At 61.3% G+C, this 24,180-nt stretch carries 25 protein-coding genes and 2 riboswitches; of the genes, 14 read left to right on the top strand and 11 right to left on the bottom strand.

Features of this window, described 5'->3' with window-relative positions; all coding sequences use genetic code 11:
* The first annotated feature begins 199 nt into the window (after positions 1 to 199).
* Complete coding sequence (locus tag OIU37_RS03375; protein WP_182210217.1) at positions 200 to 520, top strand: hypothetical protein; 321 nt, start codon at positions 200 to 202, stop codon at positions 518 to 520.
* Positions 521 to 576: 56 nt separating this feature from the next.
* Here the strand turns inward: OIU37_RS03375 and tyrS are convergent, their stop codons facing one another.
* A complete protein-coding gene (tyrS, locus tag OIU37_RS03370; RefSeq protein ID WP_171602578.1) occupies positions 577 to 1,833 on the bottom strand; it encodes a tyrosine--tRNA ligase in 1,257 nt (418 codons plus the stop codon).
* A 133-nt stretch (positions 1,834 to 1,966) separates the two neighbouring features.
* Between tyrS and OIU37_RS03365 the strand changes: the two genes are divergently transcribed.
* Positions 1,967 to 3,085, top strand: a complete 1,119-nt coding sequence (locus OIU37_RS03365; RefSeq protein ID WP_240603207.1) for an anhydro-N-acetylmuramic acid kinase — start codon at positions 1,967 to 1,969, stop codon at positions 3,083 to 3,085.
* A complete protein-coding gene (locus tag OIU37_RS03360; protein ID WP_240603208.1) occupies positions 3,082 to 3,609 on the top strand; it encodes a GNAT family N-acetyltransferase in 528 nt (175 codons plus the stop codon). Before OIU37_RS03365 ends, OIU37_RS03360 begins: the two co-directional genes overlap by 4 nt.
* Here OIU37_RS03360 and OIU37_RS03355 read toward each other — a convergent pair.
* Together OIU37_RS03355 and OIU37_RS03350 are read right to left on the bottom strand one after the other, a co-directional pair.
* Positions 3,606 to 4,781: an acyltransferase gene (locus tag OIU37_RS03355; RefSeq protein ID WP_168317041.1), complete on the bottom strand. Its 1,176-nt coding sequence runs from the start codon at positions 4,779 to 4,781 to the stop codon at positions 3,606 to 3,608. The two genes, OIU37_RS03360 and OIU37_RS03355, sit on opposite strands and share 4 nt — an antisense overlap.
* Positions 4,782 to 4,923: 142 nt before the next feature.
* Positions 4,924 to 5,601, bottom strand: coding sequence for an alpha/beta hydrolase (locus OIU37_RS03350; RefSeq protein WP_003559715.1), 678 nt, complete (start codon positions 5,599 to 5,601; stop codon positions 4,924 to 4,926).
* Between the two features lie 217 nt (positions 5,602 to 5,818).
* On the opposite strand from OIU37_RS03350, the gene OIU37_RS03345 reads away from it, so the two are divergent.
* From OIU37_RS03345 to sufA, 8 genes are all read left to right on the top strand, one after another.
* Positions 5,819 to 7,036 carry a cysteine desulfurase family protein gene (locus tag OIU37_RS03345; protein WP_240603209.1) on the top strand — a complete coding sequence of 406 codons (1,218 nt, stop codon included), beginning with the start codon at positions 5,819 to 5,821 and terminating at the stop codon, positions 7,034 to 7,036.
* A 93-nt stretch (positions 7,037 to 7,129) separates the two neighbouring features.
* Positions 7,130 to 8,599, top strand: a complete 1,470-nt coding sequence (sufB, locus tag OIU37_RS03340) for a Fe-S cluster assembly protein SufB (protein ID WP_168317039.1) — start codon at positions 7,130 to 7,132, stop codon at positions 8,597 to 8,599.
* Between the two features lies 1 nt (position 8,600).
* Positions 8,601 to 8,846, top strand: a complete 246-nt coding sequence (locus tag OIU37_RS03335) for a hypothetical protein (protein WP_180695041.1) — start codon at positions 8,601 to 8,603, stop codon at positions 8,844 to 8,846.
* A gap of 80 nt (positions 8,847 to 8,926) precedes the next feature.
* Positions 8,927 to 9,682 carry a Fe-S cluster assembly ATPase SufC gene (gene sufC, locus OIU37_RS03330; protein WP_018445225.1) on the top strand — a complete coding sequence of 252 codons (756 nt, stop codon included), beginning with the start codon at positions 8,927 to 8,929 and terminating at the stop codon, positions 9,680 to 9,682.
* Positions 9,683 to 9,707: 25 nt separating this feature from the next.
* A complete protein-coding gene (gene sufD, locus OIU37_RS03325) occupies positions 9,708 to 10,982 on the top strand; it encodes a Fe-S cluster assembly protein SufD (protein ID WP_182210220.1) in 1,275 nt (424 codons plus the stop codon).
* A 12-nt stretch (positions 10,983 to 10,994) separates the two neighbouring features.
* Positions 10,995 to 12,236 carry a cysteine desulfurase gene (locus OIU37_RS03320; RefSeq protein WP_240603210.1) on the top strand — a complete coding sequence of 414 codons (1,242 nt, stop codon included), beginning with the start codon at positions 10,995 to 10,997 and terminating at the stop codon, positions 12,234 to 12,236.
* Positions 12,237 to 12,248: 12 nt separating this feature from the next.
* Positions 12,249 to 12,629 (top strand): SUF system Fe-S cluster assembly protein, encoded by a 381-nt coding sequence (locus OIU37_RS03315; RefSeq protein ID WP_003559708.1) that lies wholly within the window; start codon positions 12,249 to 12,251, stop codon positions 12,627 to 12,629.
* Positions 12,630 to 12,832: 203 nt separating this feature from the next.
* Complete coding sequence (sufA, locus tag OIU37_RS03310; RefSeq protein WP_180695045.1) at positions 12,833 to 13,225, top strand: Fe-S cluster assembly scaffold SufA; 393 nt, start codon at positions 12,833 to 12,835, stop codon at positions 13,223 to 13,225.
* 151 nt (positions 13,226 to 13,376) lie between these two features.
* On the opposite strand, the gene OIU37_RS03305 is transcribed toward sufA, so the two are convergent.
* The 4 genes from OIU37_RS03305 to OIU37_RS03290 all read right to left on the bottom strand — a co-directional run bounded on the left by OIU37_RS03305 (position 13,377) and on the right by OIU37_RS03290 (position 16,237).
* Positions 13,377 to 13,847 (bottom strand): alpha/beta hydrolase, encoded by a 471-nt coding sequence (locus tag OIU37_RS03305; protein ID WP_240603211.1) that lies wholly within the window; start codon positions 13,845 to 13,847, stop codon positions 13,377 to 13,379.
* A gap of 126 nt (positions 13,848 to 13,973) precedes the next feature.
* Positions 13,974 to 14,279 carry a flagellar basal body rod protein FlgC gene (locus OIU37_RS03300; protein ID WP_180695046.1) on the bottom strand — a complete coding sequence of 102 codons (306 nt, stop codon included), beginning with the start codon at positions 14,277 to 14,279 and terminating at the stop codon, positions 13,974 to 13,976.
* Between the two features lie 160 nt (positions 14,280 to 14,439).
* A complete protein-coding gene (locus OIU37_RS03295) occupies positions 14,440 to 15,486 on the bottom strand; it encodes a GH25 family lysozyme (RefSeq protein WP_171602570.1) in 1,047 nt (348 codons plus the stop codon).
* Between the two features lie 166 nt (positions 15,487 to 15,652).
* Positions 15,653 to 16,237: a TetR/AcrR family transcriptional regulator gene (locus OIU37_RS03290; RefSeq protein WP_180695048.1), complete on the bottom strand. Its 585-nt coding sequence runs from the start codon at positions 16,235 to 16,237 to the stop codon at positions 15,653 to 15,655.
* Between the two features lie 134 nt (positions 16,238 to 16,371).
* On the opposite strand from OIU37_RS03290, the gene OIU37_RS03285 reads away from it, so the two are divergent.
* Positions 16,372 to 17,340, top strand: a complete 969-nt coding sequence (locus OIU37_RS03285) for an SDR family NAD(P)-dependent oxidoreductase (protein ID WP_180695049.1) — start codon at positions 16,372 to 16,374, stop codon at positions 17,338 to 17,340.
* Between the two features lie 181 nt (positions 17,341 to 17,521).
* On the opposite strand, the gene OIU37_RS03280 is transcribed toward OIU37_RS03285, so the two are convergent.
* The 4 genes from OIU37_RS03280 to gcvT all read right to left on the bottom strand — a co-directional run bounded on the left by OIU37_RS03280 (position 17,522) and on the right by gcvT (position 22,285).
* Positions 17,522 to 17,767 carry a DUF982 domain-containing protein gene (locus OIU37_RS03280; protein ID WP_240603560.1) on the bottom strand — a complete coding sequence of 82 codons (246 nt, stop codon included), beginning with the start codon at positions 17,765 to 17,767 and terminating at the stop codon, positions 17,522 to 17,524.
* 131 nt (positions 17,768 to 17,898) lie between these two features.
* Positions 17,899 to 20,763, bottom strand: coding sequence for an aminomethyl-transferring glycine dehydrogenase (gene gcvP, locus OIU37_RS03275; protein WP_240603212.1), 2,865 nt, complete (start codon positions 20,761 to 20,763; stop codon positions 17,899 to 17,901).
* Positions 20,763 to 21,125, bottom strand: coding sequence for a glycine cleavage system protein GcvH (gcvH, locus tag OIU37_RS03270; RefSeq protein WP_003539971.1), 363 nt, complete (start codon positions 21,123 to 21,125; stop codon positions 20,763 to 20,765). Before gcvH ends, gcvP begins: the two co-directional genes overlap by 1 nt.
* A gap of 23 nt (positions 21,126 to 21,148) precedes the next feature.
* Positions 21,149 to 22,285, bottom strand: a complete 1,137-nt coding sequence (gene gcvT / locus OIU37_RS03265) for a glycine cleavage system aminomethyltransferase GcvT (protein WP_264255636.1) — start codon at positions 22,283 to 22,285, stop codon at positions 21,149 to 21,151.
* 76 nt (positions 22,286 to 22,361) lie between these two features.
* A riboswitch (glycine riboswitch) is annotated at positions 22,362 to 22,442 on the bottom strand.
* A gap of 3 nt (positions 22,443 to 22,445) precedes the next feature.
* Positions 22,446 to 22,534: riboswitch (glycine riboswitch) on the bottom strand.
* A 156-nt stretch (positions 22,535 to 22,690) separates the two neighbouring features.
* On the opposite strand from gcvT, the gene OIU37_RS03260 reads away from it, so the two are divergent.
* Both OIU37_RS03260 and OIU37_RS03255 read left to right on the top strand, forming a co-directional pair.
* On the top strand, positions 22,691 to 23,071 hold the full coding sequence (locus OIU37_RS03260; protein WP_171602565.1) for a hypothetical protein: 381 nt from the start codon (positions 22,691 to 22,693) through the stop codon (positions 23,069 to 23,071).
* 71 nt (positions 23,072 to 23,142) lie between these two features.
* Positions 23,143 to 24,144: a DUF1775 domain-containing protein gene (locus OIU37_RS03255; RefSeq protein WP_264255634.1), complete on the top strand. Its 1,002-nt coding sequence runs from the start codon at positions 23,143 to 23,145 to the stop codon at positions 24,142 to 24,144.
* The last annotated feature ends 36 nt before the right edge of the window (positions 24,145 to 24,180 follow it).

Genomic DNA, 24,180 nt, shown 5'->3' with positions numbered 1-24,180 from the left:
GCAAATCCCGGCGGGCGGAAAAGGTTCCGATAAAGCATTCGCTATGAGGGTCGCTAAGCTTCGCAGTAGAAAATGCGCGGGCTCCTCCTCGACAAAACCGATCCCAAGCCAGGCTGACAAATCCGGCAGTGATGCTTTGCCTATTTTAGGAAAATCTGATGTACTATAGTGTCCCGGCCAGGAAGCAACGGCCGGTGCAATGTCGGAGGATGCGATGCGGTGCGCCCGGACAGTTTCTTTTGCATCGGCCGCCCTAATGGCCGTCACGATTGCCGACGTGTCGCTTTCTGCGGAAAAGAGCGTGCGGCTGAAATCGCAAGAGGCGGTCATCCGTTCCGACCACGTCCTGATGGTTCCTCTAGACGCGATGATGACGCCGCCGATCTTCTCTATCAGCTGGTGGTCGCGGGTGAAACCCGCTTCTAGCATCGATCCGCCGGGCTATCTTCTTAAGACACCAGACGAGATGACGAAGAATACCGGCAGGGAGCTGAATGATCTTGCTCGCCGACCCGAATAGTGAGGCAAAGAAAAGCCGGCCCGGGCGCCGGCTTCGATATTCGGAATTGAGGGCCCTTACGCCGCGCGGCGAATCAGGATGTGCTTCTTCTTGCCGAGCGAGAGCTTGATGACGCCGTCAGCGGTGATTTCGCCGCTGCCGATCATCTTGCGTTCGTCGCTGACCGCCTCGTCGTTGATGCGGACTGCGCCGCCCTGGACGTGACGGCGGGCCTCGCCGTTCGACGAGGCAAGGCCGGCACGAACGATCAGCGACAGCAGGCCGATGCCAGCGTCGAGCTCGGAGGCGGGCACATCGACCGACGGCAGGTTTTCCGAGAGGCCACCTTCCTCGAAGGTCTTGCGTGCCGTTTCGGCAGCCTGTTCAGCGGCTTGGCGGCCGTGCAGGATTGCCGTCACCTCGGTTGCAAGGATCTTCTTGACCTCGTTGATCTCCGAGCCGCCGAGTGCGGAGAGACGGGCGATTTCATCCATCGGCAGCGTTGTGTAGAGCTTCAGGAATCGCGAGACGTCTGCATCCTCGGTGTTGCGCCAGTACTGCCAGAAATCATAGGCCGAGAGCATGTCGGCGTTCAGCCAGACAGCGCCGGTCGCCGACTTGCCCATCTTGGCCCCGGACGACGTCGTCAGCAGCGGCGATGTCAGCGCATACAGTTGCTTTGTCCCCATGCGGTGACCCAGATCGATACCGTTGACGATATTGCCCCACTGGTCCGAACCGCCCATCTGCAGGCGGCAATCATAGCGCTTGGCAAGCTCGACGAAGTCGTAGGCCTGGAGGATCATGTAGTTGAATTCCAGGAAGGACAGCGACTGTTCGCGGTCGAGACGCGTCTTCACGCTGTCGAAGGACAGCATGCGGTTGACCGAGAAGTGCTTGCCGACATCGCGCAGGAATTCGAGATAGTTGAGCGAGCGCAGCCATTCGGCGTTGTTGATCATCAACGCTTCCTTGGGACCGTCGCCGTAGTTCAGGTAATTGGAGAAGACGCGTTTGATCGACGCGATATTGCCTTCGATCGTATCCACGGTCATGAGCTGGCGCGCCTCCTCCTTGAAGGAGGGATCGCCGACCATGCCGGTGCCGCCGCCCATTAGCGAGATGGCGCGATGACCGGTCTTCTGCATCCAGTGCAGCATCATGATCTGGATCAGCGAGCCGGCGTGCAGGCTGGGCGCCGTCGGATCGAAGCCGATATAGGCCGTCACGGTTTCCTTGGCGAACAGGTCGTCGAGGCCGCTTTCATCGGAAATCTGATGAATGAAGCCGCGCTCTTTCAGCGTGCGGAGGAAATCGGACTTGAACTCGGACATAGGTTTCGTCTCTTGGTGTCTGCTCCGCACCCCATGGGGGCTTGATGCAAGTTCGTTGTTGTTGATCTGTCGCGGCGCGTTTAGCACTGTTTTTATAAAAGTGCATCCGGGAATCGCATGGGAGGCAAGCCTCATGGATGTCATCAGGACCGCGATCGGGCTGATGAGCGGCACGTCGATGGACGGAATCGACGTCGCGTTGATCAGGACCGACGGCCGCGGCTTCATCGAGCGCGGGCCGTTCATGGGCGTGCCCTATGACGCCGATTTTCGCGGGCAGCTCAAGCGGGCGCTTGAACTGTCCCGTCCACTCAGTGAGAGAAGCCAGCGACCGGCTGAGCTGCGCGATATCGAGCTTGAGCTGACGTTGCGGCATGCAATTGCCGTTACGGCATTCATGGAGCGTTTCGAGCTTTCTGCCGGTGCGGTCGATATCCTCGGCTTCCATGGCCAGACAGTGCTTCATCGCCCTGATGAGGGATTGACGATCCAGATCGGCGACGGCGGGGAACTGGCGCGCCGAACCGGCATATCTGTGGTCTACGACATGCGCGCCAACGACATGGTTCATGGCGGGCAGGGCGCACCGCTGGTGCCGGCCTATCACGCAGCACTTGCAGGAAAATTCCAGCAGGCGGGACAGGCAGTGTGCTTCGTCAATATCGGCGGCATCTCCAATCTGACCTTTATCGGCACGGACGGCCGGATATCTGCCTTCGACAGCGGTCCGGGCAATACGCTGATCGACCAGTGGGTGGAGATGCAGACCGGCAAAGCTTATGACCCTGGCGGCGAGATCGGTGGGCGCGGCAAGGTCGTGGCCGCTCTCGCGGAACGCTATCTGCAAAGCCCGTTCTTCCGCGGCAATGTTCGTCGTTCCCTTGATCGCGGTGATTTCGCGCCGCTTCGGCCCGAGGAGGCGAGCCTTGAAGACGGCGCCCGGACGCTGGCGCATGTCGCCGCCGCCTCGATCATCAAATCCGCCGGTTTCCTGCCCGAGACCCCAGCGCTCTATATCGTCTGCGGCGGCGGGCGGCTGAACGCCACTCTGATGGCAGAGTTCTCAGTCATGGCCGAAAGGCTGGGCTCGAGGGTGTTGACGGCCGAGGAGGCGGGCTTCGACGGCGATGCGATGGAAGCCGAGGCCTGGGCCTATCTCGCCGTCCGCTCGCTGGACGGGCTGCCGCTGACATTTCCCAGCACGACGGGGGTCGCGGCTCCCGTCAGCGGCGGGGTGCTGGCAACGCCATGACAGAGAAAAGGGTCATACTGAAGACGCCACGGCTTATCTTCGTCATGTGGGACGAAGGTGATGCGACCCTGGTGCAACAGCTGCATTCAACGATGGCGACGACCCAATATCTGTCCGGCAACATGCCGTGGAGCCTCCAAAAGGCTGAGGAACGGCTGCGCGGCTGGTTCGAGGAACAGGCGCGCGACGGCACGGCCAAATACAAGCTCCTCGCCGAGGACGGTCGATTTGTCGGCCGTGCGGGGATTTCGAAGTTCAAGAACGAGCAATTCGAACTCGGCTATTCCCTGCGCGAGGAGGCGTGGGGCAAGGGCCTGGCAACAGAAGCGGCGAGCGCGCTTGCCGACTGGTTCTTCGAAAGGGAGCTTGCATCGGGCTTCATCTCCTTCACGCATCCCGAAAACACCGCTTCGCAGCGCGTCCTCAGAAAGATCGGCATGCGCGAACGCGCGCCGATTCTGGTCGATGGAGTGCTGGACACCGCCTTTGAACTCACCGCCGAGCTGCGGCCGGCAAAGTCCTAGCTCTTTACGGCGACCGGCCGAACATTGGGTTCACGCCCAGCCTGATTGCCATCCTCGACGCCCCTGACCTGGGCGATGAACGAGAATTTCTTGCGAAGGCCGAGGATCGGCTTCTCGATGAAATGCCAGGACAGCACCGCAACGGCGAGAGCCGATGGCAGGCCGACGAGATAGAGCGCCAGCGCACCATATTTCGGATAGAGGAAAACCGACGGGAACGAGCTGATCCAGATCTGCAAAAACGGGTCGTGATAGAGATAAACGCCGTAGGAATAGTCGCCTTTCCTGAAAAAGGCCGGGATGGGCACCTCGGACAGGCCGACGAAGACGGTGATGTAGACAAGAGAGGTGATGACCAAAGGCCGGTTGAGCACCGACTCCGTCGCCCGGCTGTCGAGGGTGAGGATGGCGACGATGCAAACCAGGCAGGCGGCGCCGAATATCCAGCGGGAATGCGGAATGACTGCCCTGAACTGAAAGGCGACGATGCCCATCATGAAGGCCGTTATCAGCTGGGAGCCGCGGCTCATGAACAGGAAGCGAGCGATCGGCTTGATCGAGCCTGGCAACAGATAAGGCATCTTCTGCACGATAAGGCCGATGACGATGTAGGCGATCGTGACCGCCAGCAGCTTGTAGCGCGTCTTGACGATGGCGGTGATCATCAGGAACGACATGATGATGTAGCAGAAGATTTCCCAGGGAACCGTCCAGAGAGCGCCGTTGACACGCTGGCTCGGATTATCCTGGAAGACGCCCGGCAGCTCATAATGGATCCAGCCGACGATATTCAGGAAGTATTTGAAAAACCGCTGATCGGTAAAATATTCGGAGTGGTAAACGACCGTAATAATCGGCCCGATGATCAGCGAACAAACGACGATATCGACGGCAAGGGCCGGGACGATGCGCAAGCCTCGGTTGATCAGAAAATTCCGAAGGCTCAGGCGCTGGGCGCTGCCAGCGATCAGAAATCCGCTCAATGCGAAGAACATTGGAACAAGAGCGTATTCAGTGAACCAGAATACTGACCCCCTGATGAAGTCATTGTTGTCGGTTAACAAAAAGGAATGGGTCAATACGATGGAAAAGGCGAGCCCTATTCGAAGGAAATCGAACCCCGGACCAATTCCCCTATACTTATCCAGGACTTCCCCGAACGACTTGGTCATTGCGGACCTCGCTTTTGTTAGGATCGCGAGGACCCTACCGCACTGCAACATGGATTGCAACACGGTAGGTGATCTGTTCCGGCACAGCCGGCCGGTTGTGTTCCGGACCGTCATGGCATCGATGAGGCCGAGATTTGTGGTGTCAGCGAATCCGCTTGGCGGCCGGTTCCGGCACCAGTTCGCCGTTGAGGCGACGGTCGAGATAGTCCTCGCATTCGCCCATCAGCGTTTCCACCTGGCCATTGAAGAAGTGGTTGGCGTTGGCAACGGTGCGGTGGGTGATGAGGATGCCCTTCTGGGTCTTCAGCTTCTCGACCAGGCCGTTGACATCCTTTTCCGGGGCCACCTTGTCGGCCTCGCCGTTGATGATCAGGCCGGAAGACGGGCAGGGCGCCAGGAAGGAAAAGTCGTAGGTGTTCGGCTGCGGCGCGATCGACATGAAGCCTTCGATCTCCGGCCGACGCATCAGGAGCTGCATGCCGATCCAGGAGCCGAAGGAATAACCGGCGACCCAACAGGTCTTCGAATCGGGATGCAGGCTCTGCACCCAGTCGAGCGCCGAGGCGGCATCCGAGAGCTCGCCGGCGCCGTGGTCGAATTCACCCTGGCTGCGGCCGATTCCCCGAAAATTGAAGCGCAGCGTCGTGAACCCGCGCTTCTGGAACATATAGAAGAGCTGGTAGACGATCTGATTGTTCATCGTGCCGCCGAACTGCGGATGCGGATGCAGAATCAGGGCGATGGGCGCGCTTTTTTCCTTGGAGGGCTGGTAGCGGCCTTCAAGACGGCCGGCTGGGCCGTTGAAAATAACTTCGGGCATTGGTACTCCGGGTTTTATTTCGCGTTCGCGCGGCGTTGGACGACAACATGACTTGACTAGTGTTGTCAGCTTTTCTAAAACGCAGTTTAGAACAATTCGAAACTTGCATGGCGATCCACGCATCGTGGAATGTGTCATAAGGCAAGCCCGGCGGAAATTTCAAGAAAAATGAACCGCTGATGCTGAAGCAAGCTCGTCAAGCGCAGGACTGAAGATCATGGCGCCGCCACGCCTTTATCTCGACTGGAACGCCACAGCGCCGCTGCACCCCACAGCACGCGCGGCGATCATGCGCGCCATCGATATTTTCGGCAATCCAAATTCCGTTCACGGCGAGGGCCGGGCCGCCCGCGCCGCCATCGAAGGCGCACGGCGCAAGGTAGCAGCACTTGTCGGTACCGATGCCGGCAATGTGGTCTTTACCAGCGGCGCGACTGAGGCCGCCAATCTCGTGCTGACGTCGGATTTCCGCATGGGCCGCACGCCGCTTCGGCTTGGCCATCTTTATTTTTCGGCGATCGAGCATCCTGCGGTGCGCGAAGGCGGCCGCTTCGCCAGAGAGAAGATGACGGAGATCCCGGTGACGAAAGCCGGCATCGTCGATCTCGACGCGCTCGGCCGCCTGCTCGATGCGCATGACAAGGCCGCCGGCCTGCCGATGGTCGCTATCATGCTCGTCAACAACGAGACGGGCATCGTGCAGCCTGTGGAGGCAGCTGCAAAGATCGTCCACGCTTATGGCGGGCTCTTCGTCGTCGACGCCGTGCAGGCGGCCGGTCGCATCGCGCTCGATATCGAGAAGATCGGCGCCGACTTCATGATCGTTTCCTCGCACAAGATCGGCGGGCCGAAGGGGGCCGGCGCGCTCATTGCGCGCGGCGAGGCGCTGATGCCCAGACCGCTGATCCAGGGCGGCGGGCAGGAGCGGGGTCACCGCTCAGGGACACAGAATTCGCTGGCGCTGATCGGCTTCGGCGCGGCAGCAGAAGCGGCGTGCGACGAACTTGAGGCGCGCAATGCGGCAATCGGCGCGTTGCGCGAGCGGCTCGAAGCCGGCATGCGTGAAGCAGCAGCCGATGTGCTGATCCACGGCGAGGGTGGTGAGCGTGTCACCAATACGATCTTCTTCACCCTGCCGGGGCTGAAGGCTGAGACCGGACAGATCGCCTTCGATCTCGAAGGCGTTGCACTTTCCGCAGGTTCGGCCTGCTCATCGGGTCGGCTTGGCGAAAGCCACGTGCTGACGGCGATGGGACGTGATGCCAAGCTCGGGGCGCTGCGCATCTCGCTCGGCTTTTCGACGACGGAAGAGGATATCGACAGGGCGATTGCGGCTTTCGCAAAGATCGCCAACCGGCGCAGGTCGGCTGGGGAGGCGGCGTGCCCGCTGTCAAAACTTGCGGAAACGCAAATTTCTGCTTGCCAATCGGGCTGAAAAGTCCCTTTTGGCCTCTTACATGAGGGGCAAGATAATTGCCCAAACGCTACAAGCTGCCGGACCTTGTATCCGGCGAGATTGGAGAATGAGATGGCTGCCGTGCAGGAAACAATCGACCAGGTGCGCCTGATCGATGTGGATCAGTACAAATACGGTTTCGAGACCGTCATCGAGATGGACAAGGCGCCGAAAGGCCTGTCCGAGGACATCATTCGTTTCATTTCGGCGAAGAAGCAGGAGCCGGAGTGGATGCTGGAATGGCGTCTCGAGGCCTATCGTCGCTGGCTGACGCTGGAAGAGCCGACCTGGGCGCGCGTCGACTATCCGAAGATCGATTTCAACGACATCTATTATTACGCCGCGCCGAAGAGCACGCCGGGTCCAAAATCGCTCGACGAGGTCGATCCGGAGCTGTTGAAGGTCTATGAGAAGCTCGGCATCCCGCTGCGTGAGCAGGAGATCCTTGCCGGCGTCGAGAAGCCGAAGATCGCCGTCGACGCCGTTTTCGACAGCGTCTCGGTCGTCACCACCTTCAAGGCAGAGCTGAAGAAGGCCGGCGTGATCTTCATGTCGATCTCGGAAGCCATCCGCGAGCATCCGGAACTGGTGCAGAAGTACCTCGGCTCCGTCGTTCCGACGAGCGACAACTACTATGCGACGCTCAATTCGGCAGTCTTTACCGACGGTTCCTTCGTCTTCGTGCCGAAGGGCGTTCGCTGCCCGATGGAGCTTTCCACCTATTTCCGCATCAACGAGAAGGGCACCGGCCAGTTCGAGCGCACGCTGATCATCGCGGAAGAGGGCGCCTACGTCTCCTATCTCGAAGGCTGCACGGCGCCGCAGCGCGACGAAAACCAGCTGCACGCTGCCGTGGTCGAGCTGGTTGCGCTCGATGATGCCGAGATCAAATATTCGACGGTGCAGAACTGGTATCCGGGCGACAAGAACGGCAAGGGCGGCATCTACAACTTCGTCACCAAGCGCGGCGATTGCCGCGGCGACCGTTCGAAGATTTCGTGGACGCAGGTCGAAACCGGCTCGGCGATCACCTGGAAATATCCATCCTGCATCCTGCGCGGCGACGACAGCCGCGGCGAGTTCTACTCGATCGCCGTGTCCAACGGCCATCAGCAGATCGACAGCGGCACCAAGATGATCCATCTCGGCAAGAACACGTCGAGCCGCATCGTTTCCAAGGGCATTGCCGCCGGTGTTTCCAACAACACTTATCGCGGCCAGGTTTCGGCTCACCGCAAGGCGTCGAACGCGCGCAACTTCACCCAGTGCGATTCGCTGTTGATCGGCGACAAGTGCGGCGCCCATACCGTGCCCTACATCGAGGCGAAGAACTCGACGGCGCAGTTCGAGCATGAAGCGACAACCTCGAAGATCTCCGAGGATCAGCTGTTCTACTGCCTGCAGCGCGGCATCCCGACCGAAGCGGCGATCGCGCTGATCGTCAACGGCTTCGTCAAGGAAGTCCTGCAGGAGCTGCCGATGGAATTCGCTGTCGAGGCGCAGAAGCTGATCAGCATCTCGCTGGAAGGCTCGGTGGGGTGACATGAGCGAGGCGGACAAGAAACGCATTCTTGATCGTCTGGATAATATGCGCGGGGAGATATTGGCGAAAATTCGCCCGCGCGAGCAGAGATATGAAACCGAGAAGCCGCCGGAGCATCCTTATGTGTTTCTCCAGCAGCGTATGGAAAAGCCGGGAAAGATCGTTCAGGGGATCCCGGAATTTCTCGAATGGCTTTGGCTCGTAACGGTCGCGGTTTTCCGTGTCATCCGTTTCTTTTGGCGATAGCGCCGAGCCCAACATGTTGATGTCCTTAGAAATTACGCGAGGCTCTGATGAGCTGCGCAGAGAAAACGCAGGAACCAAAGATGCTTGAAATCAGAAACCTCCATGCCCGCATCGCCGAAGACGGCACCGAGATCATTCGTGGCTTGAACCTGACGGTGAAGGCCGGCGAAGTTGCCGCGATCATGGGGCCGAACGGCTCCGGCAAGTCGACGCTCTCCTATGTCCTGTCCGGCCGCAGCGACTACGAAGTCACCGAGGGCGACATTCTCTATAATGGCGAGAGCATTCTCGAGCTCGATCCGGCCGAGCGCGCCGCCAAGGGCATCTTCCTGGCCTTCCAGTATCCGGTCGAAATTCCGGGCGTTGCCACCATGCAGTTCCTGAAGGTGGCGATGAACGAGCAGCGCAAGGCGCGTGGCGAGGACGAGCTGACGACGCCGGATTTCATGCGCCGCGTCAAGGATGCCGCCGGCAAGCTGCAGATCAATACCGAGATGTTGAAGCGGCCGCTGAACGTCGGCTTCTCCGGCGGCGAGAAGAAGCGCGCCGAAATCCTTCAGATGGCGCTGCTCGAACCGAAGCTCTGCGTGCTTGACGAAACCGATTCCGGCCTCGACATCGATGCGCTGAAGATCGTCGCCGACGGCGTCAACGCGCTGCGTTCGCCGGACCGCGCGGTCGTGGTCATCACCCACTACCAGCGCCTGCTCGACTATATCGTGCCGGATACCGTCCACGTTCTCTACAAGGGCCAGGTGATCAAGTCGGGCGACAAGACGCTGGCACATGAGCTGGAAGCCAACGGCTATGCCGACATCATCGGCACGGCGGCCTGAGTTTCGGGTGGAAAGGACGACGTCCATGAACATGCAGACGACGAGCCGCCTGACGGCGGCCGAGACGGCGCTGATCGAGGCTTTCAACCAGCAGATCGGCGAGCTGCCGGGCAATGGCGCGGTGACGGCACTGCGCGACCGGCTTCTCGACGACCTGAAGAAAGCCGGCCTGCCGACGCGCCGCATCGAGGCGTGGCACTATAGCGACCTCAAGAACCTGCTGCGCACTGTCCCGCAGCAGGCGGGCGATGCCGGCTCGCAGGCTTTGGAGCCGCTTGTTGCCGACTCCACGGTGCTGGCGGTGATCCAGGGCCATTCCAACCAGAAGGCTACGGTCGATGGTCTTGGCGTTTCGGCCTATTCCGAACGTCTGCTTGACGGTTCTGCCGCAGGCGGACTCGATGCGCTCGGCAGCGACGACGCGGTCGGCCGCATCAATGGCAGCTTCGTGCGCGACGGCTATGTCGTCGACGTGCCTGCCGATACCGAGCTTGAAAACCCGCTCGAAATCCAATTCATCCATGCCGGCGGGCAGACACATACGCGCCTGCCCGTGTCCTTCGGTGCCGGTGTCAAGGCGACCGTCATCGAGCGTCACCGCACGGTGACCGGTGATGCAGCACTGGTGTCCCATGTCAGCGACATCACGGTCGGCGAAGGCACGGAACTGACCTGGATCATCCTGCAGCAGCAGGGGGCCGACGATACGCATCTCGGGCAGATCCGCATCGATCTCGGCGCTGACGCCAAGCTCCGGCTTTTCGTCATCAATGCCGGCGGCAAGCTGGTGCGCCAGGAGCTGCATATCAAGGTGACGGGCGAGGGCGCCGATCTGACCCTGCGCGGCATCAACCTGCTCGGAGCAGAAAGCCATACCGACGTGACGATGGTGCTCGGCCATGACGTGCCGAATACCGGCTCGACCGAAGTCATCCGCAACGTCGTCTTCGACCGCGCCAAGGGCGTCTTCCAGGGCATGATCCGGGTGGCGCCCGATGCGCAGAAAACCGATGCCAAGATGGCCTGCAACACGCTGTTGATGTCCGACGATGCCGAATTCTCGGTCAAGCCCGAGCTCGAAATTTTCGCCGACGACGTGCAGTGCGGTCACGGCGCGACGGTGACTGATATCGACGCCAACCATCTCTATTACATGATGGCGCGCGGCATTCCGGAGAACAAGGCGCGGGCGATGCTCGTCAACGCCTTCGTCGCCGAGATCGTCGAGGAACTGGAAGACGAAGCCCTGGTCGAGGCGCTGGAAGGCGTGATTTCGGCCTGGCTCGAAAAGCACGCCTGATCGGATATAGCAATGGACAAGATAGTGCCGGCCACGCAATACGACGTCGAAGCCATCCGCCGGGATTTCCCGATCCTGGCGGAAAAGGTGTATGGCAAGCCGCTGGTCTATCTCGACAACGGCGCATCGGCGCAGAAGCCGCAGGTGGTGATCGATGCCATCTCGCATGCCTATTCCCATGAATATGCCAATGTGCATCGCGGCCTGCACTATCTCTCGAATGCGGCGACGGACGCTTATGAGGGAGCGCGCGAGAAGGTCCGCCGCTTCCTCAATGCGCCTTCGGTGAACGACATCGTCTTCACCAAGAATTCGACGGAAGCGATCAACACCGTTGCCTATGGCTGGGGCATGCCGAAGATTGGTGAAGGCGACGAGATCGTGCTCACGATCATGGAGCACCATTCCAACATCGTGCCCTGGCATTTCATCCGCGAGCGGCAGGGGGCCAAACTCGTCTGGGTGTCGGTCGACGACGAGGGCGCCTTCCATATCGAGGATTTTGAAAAGAGCCTGACGGAGCGCACCAAGCTCGTCGCCATCACCCATATGTCGAATGCGCTCGGCACGATCGTTCCGGTCAAGGAAGTCTGCCGGATCGCGCATGAGCGCGGCATTCCGGTGCTGATCGACGGCAGCCAGGGCGCCGTGCATCTGCCTGTCGACGTGCAGGATATCGATTGCGACTGGTACGTGATGACCGGCCACAAGCTCTACGGCCCGTCCGGCATCGGCGTGCTCTACGGCAAGAAGGAGCGGCTTTTCGAGATGCGCCCGTTCCAGGGCGGCGGCGAGATGATCTTCGAAGTCGCCGAAGACGTGGTTACCTATAATGATCCGCCGCATCGCTTCGAGGCCGGCACGCCGCCGATCGTGCAGGCGATCGGGCTGGGTTATGCGCTCGACTATATGGAGAAGATCGGCCGCGAGGCGATCGCCAGCCATGAAGCCGATCTTGCGGCCTATGCGGTCGAACGTCTCAGATCGGTCAATTCGCTGCGCATGTTCGGGACGACGACGGAGAAGGGAAGTATCTTCTCCTTCGAACTTGCAGGCATTCATGCCCATGACGTCTCGATGGTGATCGACAGGCAGGGTGTTGCGGTGAGGGCCGGCACGCATTGCGCCATGCCGCTCTTGAAACGCTTCGGCGTCACCTCCACATGCCGTGCATCCTTCGGCATGTACAATACCCGCGCCGAGGTCGATGCCTTGGCCGATGCGCTTGATTATGCGCGCAAGTTCTTTGCTTGAGGAGTGTCCGTGATGAGCCTGGACGAAAGCGAACAGAAGATCGACGTGCGCGAAGGCATCGTGCATTCCAGCATTCCGGCCGATGAGCTGGCGCGGCTGAGCGACGACGTCATCAGCGCGCTGAAGACCGTCTACGATCCGGAAATTCCCGCCGACATCTTCGAGCTCGGTCTGATCTACAAGATCGACATCGAAGACGACCGGATGGTGAAAATCATGATGACGTTGACCGCCCCCGGCTGCCCGGTGGCCGGCGAGATGCCCGGCTGGGTCGAAAACGCAGTCGGTGCCGTCGAAGGCGTGTCGGGCGTCGAGGTTGCCATGACCTTCGATCCGCCGTGGACGCCGGACCGCATGTCGGAAGAGGCGCAGGTCGCCGTCGGCTGGTATTGACATCCCGCGGTGCTGGGACTGACATCCCGCGGTGCTGGGACTGACATCCCGCGGTGCTGGGACTGACATCCCGCGGTGCTGGGACTGACATCCCGCGGTGCTGGGACTGACATCCCGCGGTATTGATCCGTTTACGAACGGGTACTACATTTGAGTGATGATGCGCCGGATCTTGACCCCGGTTGCAGAAGGAGAATTGGCCGATGGGCTTTGCAATCATGAGTATGACGGACGGGGCTGCTGCCCGCGTCAAGGCGATCGTCGAGAACTCGGGGCCGGAGGCCAAGGGCGTGCGCGTCGGCATCAAGAAGGGCGGCTGCGCCGGGATGGAATATACCATCGACCTGGTGACCGAGCCCAACGCCAAGGACGACCTGATCGAGCACGACGGTGCCAAAGTCTGGGTCGAGCCATCGGCAGCTCTCTATCTGCTCGGCACCGAGATGGGGTTCGAGACGACGACGTTGCGCTCCGGCTTCACCTTCACCAACCCGAACCAGACATCGGCCTGCGGCTGCGGCGAATCCGTCGAGCTGAAACCTGCCGATCTCGCAGCCCTTGCCGCCCAGCGCCAAAGCGAGCCGGCGCATTCTTGACAGCTACCCTCAGGCTGGTGGGAAATTTTCCGCCAGCCAACTCTCGATAAAATCCGGTTCGTTCTCATCCAGGCCATGGCCCGCCGGGAACAGTAGCGTCGTGACGCCGGCTCCGCTTCTTTCGATCTGATCCCTCACCAGCACAACATCCTCAGGCGCGCGCCGCTCGTGGCGTTCGCCGGCGAGGGCCTGTCAGCTCGGGAAAATCGGCGGCCGGCGCGGGTGAGAGCGGCCGCAACAGGATAGCGCCGGCTGCGGTTTCCGGCCGATGCAGCAGGATCGAAGCGGCGATGATCGCGCCGTTGGAAAAGCCGAGCAGCACAGGCGGCCGTTTCAGCAGGCCGTTCTCCATTGCCTTCAGCAGGAAATCGGCGAGATGATGGGTCTGGTTGAAGAGGTCGATGTAATCAAGCGTGCGGTCGGAGTTTCGGCGAAAGAAGGCAAAGCCTTCCTCCCATTCCACAGCGCCCCTCAGCGCCACATAGGGACGATCCGGCCCGACCATGTCCGCAAGCCCAATGAGATTGCGTTCATGCATGCCGCTGCCATGCAACAGCACCAGTGGTGCTGCATCGAACTCGGCTCGTCCTTTGATGAAAACGAAATCCTGACATTCCGGCATGGCATCGATCCGCGACAATAGCGCGGATCGGCATAGGCCTGATTCGAGACGATCTTATAACAAAGCCGTCGAAAGCTATTGGTGTTCGCGACCAATCGCGGCAGGGACGTTATGCGGGTAGGGCGCTCAGTCGCGCTTGATGCTCATGAGCATTTCCCACATGTCGGCGCCGGTCTCGAAGACCACGGCGTTTGCCTTGTAGCTCTGCTCGGCTTCGATCAGGTCGGTCAGTTCGGTGGCCGGATCGATATCTGACGCCGTCGGGTTGACGACGGCCTGGACGCCACCAGTCTCAACCGGAGAGAGGCTGGTGTTCAGCCTGGCATAGCCCGGCGTGCTGCTGTTTGCGATGTTGTTTGCAATCGCGCTAACCCGCGTCGTCTGTGCCCGCATTCCCGAAAGAGCCGTGCTCGTAATACCCGATATGCTCATCAACCATTTCCCCAGAACTGGATGAAATTCTTCTACATGCAAGGGCTTAGAGAATGTTGAAGGCGTTGCGTTAGCAAAGACCTATAGATGCGCGCGCCTTGCCGCTGCATCTGTTCCGGATTGGTACGGAACGGGAGGCGGCAGAACCATGGAGCAGTCGCTATCGCGACGCCACCCAGTCGTGCCAATCGCTCTCGCTGCCGTTGAAGACGTTGAGGTCGATCTTGCCGTCGACCCCTTCGGAGAGGCCGGAGCCGGAATATTGCCAGAAGACCCACTTGCGGCCGGGGTAGACCTTGGAGGGGTGAGCGGCCACCGAGCGCAGCCAGAAGGGATAGTTGAGCAGCTGACCCTTCAAATTGTCGCGGTAGAAATCCGGCGCGGTATAGATGATCGGGCGCTGGCCGTAATGGCGCTCCAGCTTGTCCATGAAAACCTGCATCTTTTCCCGAACACGTGCGGGGGAGATGCGCCTCTTGCAGCTCGATTCGCCGTTCCATTCGACGTCGATGACGGGCGGAAGAGCGTTGGCTTCCCTCGGCACGTTGCGGATAAACCAGTCGGCCTGCTCACCGGCTGTCCGGCACCAATAGAAGAAGTGATAGGCGCCGTGTTTCAGGCCGGCTTCCTTGGCCCGGCGCCAGTTCTTCTTGAACATCGGATCAAGGTGATCGCCGCCGTCGGTCGCCTTGATGTAGACGAAGTTCGCGCCTTGCCGCCGCAACGTCTCCCAGTCGATCTCGCCCTGCCAGCGCGACACATCGACGCCGTGCACGGCAAGCTTTCTCGGCGAAGTGGAGCCGAAGTTGATCGGCTTGGCATCGCGGAAGCGGTGGCCGTAAATTTGCCCGCGTGTCGGCGATCTGGTGCCGACATCGGGCATTGCATTGCCGGCGGGATTGGACGGCATCAGCAGCGCGACCGGCTTATCTGTCGGCAGCGGCATTCCGACCGGCCTGTCGGCGGGCACGAGCGCCTGCGGCTCGGGAACTTGTCCAGCCCAGCTCAACGCCTGCTGCGGCGGGCTTGCCAGCGGCGCGGAAACGCCCACCGCGGCGGCAGGAATCGGGCCGCTCGGCTGGGCGATGGCATTAGTCGTTTCCGGTGACGGCACATTGCCCAGCACATCTTCGGCGCCAGAACTGGCAGCGCATCCCGAGAGGATCAGGGCGGCGAGGAGGATTGCTGGCACTGCCGATGGACGCATAAGAACCTGCACGCAAAACAAGGGATCGACGGTGATCCACTCTGATGGAAGCCGCCTTTCTGAATTGCTAACAGAGACTTGCTAAGAAAGGTTAAATTTGATCCTTGTGCCCGGAAATCCTCCATGTCGATGTCGCCATTCTCTCGCACCTCCGTCCGAAACAGCCTCAGCGACTGGCTCTCATACCCGCAATCAGAATATCGATGAGTTGCCTTGCCGCATCCCGCCAGGCGGGGCCACAGCTGATGCTCGCGCCGCCGGCCAGCGCGCGCAGGATATCGAGCGGGTCCATCGCCAGACGGATTTCACCGGTGGCGACTGCGCGATCCACCAGCAGATTGACGGCGCCTATGATCAAATCGGCAGAATCGGCATAGAGCTCGGAGGTGCCGCCAACCAAAGAATCCAGTACCTCGGACATGCCGCGTTTCGTCACGACATAATCGACGAACTGCACCAGCCACAGGCGAAGCGCTTCGACAGGCGGATGTGTCTCGGCAAGGCTTTTTGCGGCAGCGGCAAGCTGCGTCGTCTCGTTGCGGTAGATGGCGGAAACCAGTGCATCACGCGTCGGGAAATGGCGATAGAGTGTGCCGATGCCGACGCCGGCGATCCGGGCGATTTCCTCCAGGCTGGCGCTGGAACCCTTGTCGGCAAAGACGGTCTTTGCCGTTTCCATCAGCAGAAGACGATTGCGTTCGGCATCCGCACGCGGCTTTCGGACGGTGGACCCGTCACTTTTTTCGGCCATTTCCGAGAGGTCCCCTTGATAAACGGAGGCGCCCTCCGTATTTATCTGGAGGCATCCTCCTTTTATTCCATTTGAGGCCTGTGGGCAATGGTTCACCAGTCCGGAGCGGTGCGTCCATGATCAAGGAGATAATCATGAGTGGATTTTTTGGCGCGACATCGACCACCGACGAGGTGCTCGCCGGCGTTGATCTCAAGGGCAAGCGTGTTCTGGTGACGGGTGTTTCGGCCGGGCTCGGCGTCGAAACCGCGCGTGTGCTGGCAGCCCGTGGAGCGCAGGTGGTGGGTACGGCACGTGACCTCGCAAAGGGGAGGGCGGCAACGGAAGTCGTGCGCGCGGGTGCCGCCAATGGTGGCAGCCTTGATATCGTCGAGCTCGATCTTGCTTCTCTGGCAAGCGTGCGCGCCTGCGCCGATGCGCTCATTGCGGATGGCCGCCCCTTCGATGTCGTCATTGCCAATGCCGGCGTGATGGCCGCTCCCTTCGGGCGCACCGCCGATGGTTTCGAAACGCAGTTCGGCACCAACCATCTCGGTCATTTCGTGCTGGTCAACCGCATCGCACCACTCGTCAAATCGGGTGGACGTGTGGTGATCGTCGCATCCTCGGGCCATCGCATGGCTCCGTTCAGCCTCGAAGACCTCAATTTCGAGAGCAAGACCTATGAGCCTTGGGCGGCCTATGCCCAGTCGAAAACCGCAAATGTCCTGTTCGCGGTGGAACTCGACCGGCGCCTCCAGGAGCGCGGCATCCGTGCGACGGCACTGCATCCCGGCGGCATCAACACCGAGCTCGGCCGTCATCTCGAGCCTGACATGATCGAAGGTATGATAGCGCAGATCAACGCAGCACTCGCCGCCGAGGGCAAGCCGCCCTTCCAGTGGAAGACGATCCCGCAGGGTGCCGCTACATCGGTCTGGGCAGGTTTCGTCGCCCCGGCAGACGTGGTCGGCGGCAGATATTGCGAAAACTGCCACGTCTCCGAAGTGACGGATGCAGAGATCAGCCCGATTTCCGAAGGCGTGCGCAGCTACGCGCTCGATCCCGAGACGGCCAGGGGATTGTGGGCCAAAAGCGAGGATATGGTCGGCGAGCGCTTCTAGGCCGTAAACCGCACACACTTTGGTGCTGACAGAGTAGAGCAGGGGTACTGGGAAACTGGTGCCCCTGCCGAGGAATTGAACCCGGATCGGCTGCAAACCAGTCCACTGCTCTTAAGTTGAGCTACGCGGGGCGCGGAGTCTTTATCGTCCATTCCAGCGGCTCTTTGCCGATCGCCGCCCTTCAGGCCTTGATGTCGAGGCCCGCTTCGACTGCGGCGGCGATGAACGCTTTGCGTGCATCCTCGCCGGCGCGCTTGCCCTTGATGACGTCGGCGCAGATCAGCAGCGCCTGGTCGAGTGCGGCACCGTCTTCCGTCGGCCAGTCCTCGATCATCGCCCAGGAGGCGGCCTGGGTGTTATCGATGGTCACGTATTGGCCGGGCTCTTCGAGGGCGATAAGCACGGGCTTCGACCAGGGCGCCTGCATTCTTGCTTCGCTTTGATCCTGGGGCATGAGATGACCTTCTTTCGCGCATTCTATCAGAATTAGGAAAGCCCCTCCCATGATGGAAGGGGCTTGGATTGTCCAGCCTTTCGCTACTGAATCAGGCTTGACCGCTACTCGGCGGCCTCCGCGTAAGCCTCCACCGGCGGGCAGGTGCAGATCAGGTTGCGGTCGCCATAGACATTGTCGACGCGGTTGACCGGCGACCAGTATTTGTCGACGCGGAAGGCGCCGGGCGGGAAGCAGGCCTGTTCTCGGCTGTAGGGGCGATCCCATTCGCCGACGAGATCTTCCACCGTGTGCGGGGCGTTCTTCAGCGGGTTGTTCACCTTGTCCATGCGGCCGTCCTCGATGGCGCGGGCTTCCTCGCGGATCGCCAGCATCGCCTCGCAGAAACGGTCGAGTTCGGCCTTGGTCTCGCTTTCCGTCGGTTCGATCATCAATGTGCCGGCGACCGGCCAGCTCATGGTCGGCGCATGGAAGCCGCAGTCGATCAGGCGTTTGGCGACGTCGTCGACGGTGACACCGGAGCTGTCGACCAGCGGGCGGGTATCGATGATACATTCATGCGCCACACGGCCGGCCTCCGATTTGTAGAGCACGTCGTAGGCGCCCTTCAACCGGGTGGCGATATAGTTGGCGTTGAGGATCGCCACCTTGGTCGCCTGCGTCAGGCCTTCGCCGCCCATCATCAGGCAATAGCTCCAGGAGATCGGCAGGATCGAGGCCGAGCCGAAGGCAGCGGCCGAGACCGCACCCGAGCGGCCGTCGGTTTCGGGATGGCCGGGCAGATAGGGAGCCAGATGCTCCTTAACGCCGATCGGGCCCATGCCGGGTCCGCCGCCGCCATGCGGGATGCAGAAAGTCTTGTGCAGGTTCAGGTGGCTGACGTCGGAGCCGATGTCACCGGGACGGGACAGGCCGACCATGGCGTTCATATTGGCGCCGTCGAGATAGACCTGGCCGCCGTGCTCATGCACCAGATCGCAGATTTCCTTGACGGTCTCCTCGAAGACGCCGTGCGTCGAAGGATAGGTGATCATGCAGCAGGAGAGGTTTGCCGCATGCTGCTCCGCCTTGGCGCGGAAATCGTCGAGATCGATATCGCCGTTTTCGCGCACCTTGACGACGACGACCTTCATGCCGACCATCTGGGCCGAAGCCGGGTTGGTGCCGTGCGCCGAGGTCGGGATCAGGCAGACGTCGCGATGGCCGTCGCCATTGGCGATATGATAGTTGCGGATGGTCAGCAGGCCGGCATATTCGCCCTGCGCACCGGAATTCGGCTGCATGGAGAAGGCGTCGTAACCGGTGACGGCGCAGAGCTTTTCGATCAGGTCGTCGATCATCTCGCGGTAGCCGAGCGCCTGGTCTGATGGCACGAAGGGATGGATGTCGGAAAATTCCGGCCAGGTGATCGGCAGCATTTCCGCCGTCGCGTTGAGCTTCATCGTGCAGGAGCCGAGTGGGATCATCGAGCGGTCGAGCGCCAGATCCCGGTCGGAGAGCCGGCGGATGTAACGCGTCATCTCGCTTTCGGCGCGGTTCATGTGGAAGATCGGATGGGTGAGGTAATCGCTGGTCCTGAGCAGGCCCTTCGGCAGCCGGTAGGAAGGCTCGAAATCGGCGATAGTGAAATTGCCGCCGAAGGCGCGCCAGACGGCTTCGAGCGTCGCCGGCCGGGTCCGTTCGTCGAGGCTCATGCCGATTTTGGTTTCGCCGACCTTGCGCAGATTGACGCCTTCGGCGACGGCGGCGCGCAGGATGAGGCCCTGCATATGGCCGACATCGACGGTGATGGTGTCGAAGAAGGTCTCGGGTTCGACCTTGTAACCGAGCTTTTCCAGGCCCTTGGCCATCAGCACGGCCTTCTGGTGCACCTGCTGGGCGATCGCCTTGATGCCCTTCGGGCCGTGGAAGACGGCGTACATCGAGGCCATGACGGCCAGCAGCACTTGGGCGGTGCAGATGTTCGACGTCGCCTTTTCGCGGCGGATATGCTGTTCGCGGGTCTGCAGCGACAGGCGATAGGCGCGGTTGCCGCGGGCATCGACGGAAACGCCGACGAGGCGGCCAGGCATGGAGCGCTTGATGGCATCCTTGACCGACATATAAGCCGCATGCGGGCCGCCGTAGCCGACCGGGACGCCGAAGCGCTGCGAGGAGCCGACGGCAATATCGGCACCCATTTCGCCGGGCGATTTCAGCAGCGTCAGCGCCAGGATATCGGCGGCGACGATTGCGATGGCGCCGGTCTGATGCAGGCGCGAGATCAGGCCGGTAAAATCATGCACATGACCGTGCGTGCCGGGATACTGGAAGATCGCGCCAAAGACGTCGACAGGATCGAGATCGGTGAAGGGATTGCCGACGATGACGCTCCAGCCGAGTGGCTCGGCGCGGGTGCGGATGAGGGCGATGGTCTGCGGATGGCAGTCGGCATCGACGAAGAAGGCCTTCGCCTTCGACTTGGCGACACGCTCGGCGATCGCCATGCCTTCGGCGGCGGCGGTCGCCTCATCGAGCAGCGAGGCGTTGGCGACGTCGAGGCCGGTGAGGTCGCAGATCATCGTCTGGTAGTTCAGGAGCGCTTCCAGGCGGCCCTGGCTGATCTCCGGCTGGTAGGGCGTATAGGCGGTGTACCAGGCCGGGTTTTCCAGGATGTTGCGCTGGATGACAGGCGGCGTGATGGTGCCGTAGTAACCCTGGCCGATCAGCGAGACCAGCACCTTGTTCTTGTTGGCGGTCTCGCGCAGCTTGTCGAGCGCCTCGCGCTCGGTCATCGGCGCACCCCAGACGAGCGGCGCCTTCTGGCGGATCGAGGGCGGCAGCGTCGCGTCGATCAGGCCATCGAGGCTGTTATAGCCGATCACCTTCAGCATATCGGTCATCTCGGCCGGCGAGGGGCCGATATGGCGGCGATTGGCGAAATCGTAGGGCTGATAGTCGGTGAACTGGAATTCTGTCGGCGTCGTCATTACGCAGTGAGCTCCTTGTAGGCCGCCTCGTCGAGCAGACCATCGGCGTCCGCAGCGTTTGCCAGCTTCAGCTTGAAGAACCAGCCGGCGCCCTGAGGATCGGAATTGACCAGCGAGGGATCTGCAACGATGGCCGGATTGACCTCGGTGATTTCGCCATCCAGCGGACAATAGACATCGGAAGCAGCCTTGACGGATTCAACGGTCGCGGCATTGCCGTTCTTGGAGAAGGTCGCGCCGACTTCCGGCAGTTCGACGAAAACCAGGTCGCCGAGCTGTTCGACGGCATAAGTCGTGATGCCGACCGTTGCAACGCCGCCTTCGATCTTCAGCCATTCGTGTTCTTCGGTAAACTTCAGCATTGTTCGTCCTCTCTGGAAAAGGTTTAGCGTTTGTAGGTCGGGGTGACGAAGGGCAGGGCGCTGACGGTGATCGGCAGATATTTGCCACGCACCTCGGCATAGACGAGCGTGCCTGCCGCAGCATGGGAGAGCGGCACATAGCCCATGGCGACGGGTCCTTCGACGCTGGGGCCGAAGCCGCCCGAGGTGACCTCGCCGATTTCGATCTTGCCCTCGGCATCGGCATAGAGCTTGGCATGGCCGCGCACCGGCGCCTTGCCTTCCGGCTTCAGGCCGACGCGGCGGCGGGCAGCGCCGTTTTCGAGTTCGGACAGGATGCGGCCGGAGCCCGGGAAGCCGCCGGCACGCGCACCGTTGCCGCGCCTTGCCTTCTGCATGGCCCATTCCAGCGCCGCCTCGACCGGCGAGGTGGTCGTGTCGATGTCGTTGCCGTAGAGGCAGAGACCGGCTTCGAGGCGCAGCGAATCGCGGGCGCCGAGGCCGATCGCCTGGACATCGGGATGTTCGAGCAAGCGCATGGTGACATCCACGGCCTTGTCTGATGGAATCGAGATCTCGAAGCCGTCCTCGCCGCTATAGCCGGAGCGCGAGACCAGACAGGAAACATCGTGCAGGCGGCAGTGGCGCACGTCCATGAACTTCATCGCAGCGACGTCGGCCCAGAGTTCGGCGAGAACCGCGACTGCGCGCGGCCCCTGCAGCGCGATCAAAGCGCGGTTGAGAAGGGTGACGTCGCACTGGTCGCCGATATGTGCCTGCAGATGGGCGAGATCGGCCTCCTTGCAGGCGGCGTTGACGACGACGAAGAGGTGGTCGTCGAGATGGGCGATCATCAGATCGTCGAGAATGCAGCCGGTATCATCGGTGAAGAAGCCATAACGCTGGCGACCTTCGGCAAGGCCTAGGATGTCCACCGGCACCAGGCTTTCAAGCGCCAGCGCCGCATCCTCGTAGCTGCCCGACTTCGCCTTCACGATGACCTGGCCCATGTGGGAGACATCGAAGAGGCCGGCCTCAGTGCGGGTATGAAGATGTTCCTTCATCACGCCCAAGGGGTATTGCACCGGCATGTCGTAACCCGCGAACGGCACCATGCGGGCGCCGAGCGAAAGATGCAGGGCATGCAGCGGGGTTTTCTTCAGGGCAGCAGTATCGTCCAAAAGACGCCTCCGGGGTTTGCGCCTTCTCGCGAAGGCGCGGGCTCAAATCTGAAGGCGCGGCTGCGCACTTCTCTCCTGAGCCCCCTCTGTCCCTTTGCCTGAGATTGTTATCCCTTCGGCGAGCGTTTCGAGAACGCTTCTCTCCAGAGTTCCGTCTGCCCCTTGCTGGTCCTTTTGCCTGAGAGTTTCCGGGGCGGTTGCTCCTTCGGCACCGGTGGCGAAAGCACCGGCTTCTCCCAACAAGGTTGGCGCAATTATCCGGCGGGTGCAGCGCTTGGCAAGGCCAAATGTCGTCACCGGACAATTTTTTGTCGCCATATGCCGGCTGAGCCCTAATCTGCGGCAATCTGCTTTTGCATTTCACCGGGAAACCGGCTATCGCGACATGCTGTTGAAGGGGATCTCATGCGGCAGACCGGACTGAAAGCGACGCTCTTCCTGCGCATGCTTTGCGCATTGAGCTTGGCTTTGCTCGGCCTCGCCCATCAGGCGCCGCAGGCTGTCGCCTCCGAAGGCTACGATAGCGCGGCCTATGTGCTGCCCGACGGCACTTTCGCCTCGCTCTGCATTACCGTGAAGGACGCCGACGGAAAGACCTCCGCCTTCAAACCGAATTGCGAAGCCTGCCGGCTGTCGGCCTCCGTCATCCTGCCGATGCCGGATGCGGGCTCCTGGCTCGAGCGCAAACTCGCCTCGCTGATCAACGCGCCGATCGAAATCTCAGCCGTTGCCGATGCAAGTGCTGTCAGCCGGCCGAATTCCCGCGCGCCTCCCATCCTCGCCTGATCTGCCTTCGCAATCATGAGCAGCATGCCGGTCCGCCCGAGAGAAGTCCGCGGCCGGCGAGGAGACATCCGATGAAAACTATCAAGACATTTGGCAAGACGTTCGGGCTTGCTGCCGTTTTTTCCGTGGCCGCCTTTGCCGGCGCCGAGGCGCATGTGACCTTCCTCGACAGAGAGGCGACGCAGGACAGCACCATTCTCGCCGCGCTGCAGGTGCCGCATGGCTGCGACGGCAAGGCGACCACGGAAGTGCGGGTCAAACTGCCGGAAGGCTTCGTCTTCGCCAAGCCGCAGCCGAAGGCCGGCTGGGAACTCGAGGTGATCAAGGGCAACTACCGGAAGACCTACGATAATCACGGCGACAAGGTGAAGACGGGCGCGATCGAGATCCGCTGGAAGAATGGCAATCTCTCCGACGATTTCTACGACACCTTCGTCATCCAGGGTAAAGTATCGGGCGTCGAGGCCGGCACCTCGCTCGCCTTTCCGGTGACGCAGATGTGCGGCGACACGGTCACGGCCTGGGATCAGGTGGCCAAGGAAGGCGGCGACGCGCATGGGATGAAAAGCCCGGCGCCGCTGTTGAAGGTCGTTGCCGGTGAAGACCATGGCCACGATCATCACGATATGGCCGGCATGGACATGTCTGGTATGGCGGGCATGGGCGCTGCTGCACCGGCCGGCGACACGGTCAAGGCCGGTGATCTCGAAATCTCCGGCGGGTTCGCCAAGGCAATGCTGCCCGGCCAGCCGGTCGGCGGCGGCTTTTTTACGGTGAAGAATAACGGCCAGGCGGACGATCGCCTGGTGTCGGTCAGCTCGTCTGCAGCTGGGGAGGTTCAGATCCACGAGATGGTGACGAAGGACAATGTCATGCGGATGCGCCAGCTGAAGGACGGTATCGCCATCGCCGCCGGCGAGACGGTCAAGCTCGAGCCCGGCAACCTGCACCTGATGTTCCAGAAGGTGAAGACGCCGTTCAAGCAGGGCGATACGGTGCCGGTAACGCTGACCTTCGAAAAGGCCGGCAAGGTCGATCTTGTCCTGCAGGTACTCTCCGCCCAAGGCAAATGAAGTAGACTGATCAAACAGAAAAGCCCGCGACTGTAG

It is taken from the genome of Rhizobium sp. BT-226 (assembly GCF_025847085.2).
Classification (GTDB): domain Bacteria; phylum Pseudomonadota; class Alphaproteobacteria; order Rhizobiales; family Rhizobiaceae; genus Rhizobium; species Rhizobium sophorae.
Note: the sequence above shows the minus strand (reverse complement) of the source record. Positions and strands in the feature narration are given on the sequence as shown.

Coding starts and splice junctions, on each gene's coding strand:
- OIU37_RS03295 (WP_171602570.1), bottom strand. CDS start 15,486: ATGCGTCCATCGGCAGTGCCAGCAATCCTCCTCGCCGCCCTGATCCTC.
- OIU37_RS03350 (WP_003559715.1), bottom strand. CDS start 5,601: ATGCCCGAAGTTATTTTCAACGGCCCAGCCGGCCGTCTTGAAGGCCGC.
- OIU37_RS03290 (WP_180695048.1), bottom strand. CDS start 16,237: ATGGCCGAAAAAAGTGACGGGTCCACCGTCCGAAAGCCGCGTGCGGAT.
- OIU37_RS03305 (WP_240603211.1), bottom strand. CDS start 13,847: ATGCCGGAATGTCAGGATTTCGTTTTCATCAAAGGACGAGCCGAGTTC.
- sufB (WP_168317039.1), top strand. CDS start 7,130: ATGGCTGCCGTGCAGGAAACAATCGACCAGGTGCGCCTGATCGATGTG.
- OIU37_RS03360 (WP_240603208.1), top strand. CDS start 3,082: ATGACAGAGAAAAGGGTCATACTGAAGACGCCACGGCTTATCTTCGTC.
- tyrS (WP_171602578.1), bottom strand. CDS start 1,833: ATGTCCGAGTTCAAGTCCGATTTCCTCCGCACGCTGAAAGAGCGCGGC.
- OIU37_RS03355 (WP_168317041.1), bottom strand. CDS start 4,781: ATGACCAAGTCGTTCGGGGAAGTCCTGGATAAGTATAGGGGAATTGGT.
- OIU37_RS03320 (WP_240603210.1), top strand. CDS start 10,995: ATGGACAAGATAGTGCCGGCCACGCAATACGACGTCGAAGCCATCCGC.
- OIU37_RS03300 (WP_180695046.1), bottom strand. CDS start 14,279: ATGAGCATATCGGGTATTACGAGCACGGCTCTTTCGGGAATGCGGGCA.
- OIU37_RS03375 (WP_182210217.1), top strand. CDS start 200: ATGTCGGAGGATGCGATGCGGTGCGCCCGGACAGTTTCTTTTGCATCG.
- OIU37_RS03285 (WP_180695049.1), top strand. CDS start 16,372: ATGAGTGGATTTTTTGGCGCGACATCGACCACCGACGAGGTGCTCGCC.
- OIU37_RS03260 (WP_171602565.1), top strand. CDS start 22,691: ATGCGGCAGACCGGACTGAAAGCGACGCTCTTCCTGCGCATGCTTTGC.
- gcvP (WP_240603212.1), bottom strand. CDS start 20,763: ATGACGACGCCGACAGAATTCCAGTTCACCGACTATCAGCCCTACGAT.
- OIU37_RS03345 (WP_240603209.1), top strand. CDS start 5,819: ATGGCGCCGCCACGCCTTTATCTCGACTGGAACGCCACAGCGCCGCTG.
- OIU37_RS03255 (WP_264255634.1), top strand. CDS start 23,143: ATGAAAACTATCAAGACATTTGGCAAGACGTTCGGGCTTGCTGCCGTT.
- OIU37_RS03335 (WP_180695041.1), top strand. CDS start 8,601: ATGAGCGAGGCGGACAAGAAACGCATTCTTGATCGTCTGGATAATATG.
- sufA (WP_180695045.1), top strand. CDS start 12,833: ATGGGCTTTGCAATCATGAGTATGACGGACGGGGCTGCTGCCCGCGTC.
- sufC (WP_018445225.1), top strand. CDS start 8,927: ATGCTTGAAATCAGAAACCTCCATGCCCGCATCGCCGAAGACGGCACC.
- OIU37_RS03280 (WP_240603560.1), bottom strand. CDS start 17,767: ATGCAGGCGCCCTGGTCGAAGCCCGTGCTTATCGCCCTCGAAGAGCCC.
- sufD (WP_182210220.1), top strand. CDS start 9,708: ATGAACATGCAGACGACGAGCCGCCTGACGGCGGCCGAGACGGCGCTG.
- OIU37_RS03315 (WP_003559708.1), top strand. CDS start 12,249: ATGAGCCTGGACGAAAGCGAACAGAAGATCGACGTGCGCGAAGGCATC.
- gcvH (WP_003539971.1), bottom strand. CDS start 21,125: ATGCTGAAGTTTACCGAAGAACACGAATGGCTGAAGATCGAAGGCGGC.
- OIU37_RS03365 (WP_240603207.1), top strand. CDS start 1,967: ATGGATGTCATCAGGACCGCGATCGGGCTGATGAGCGGCACGTCGATG.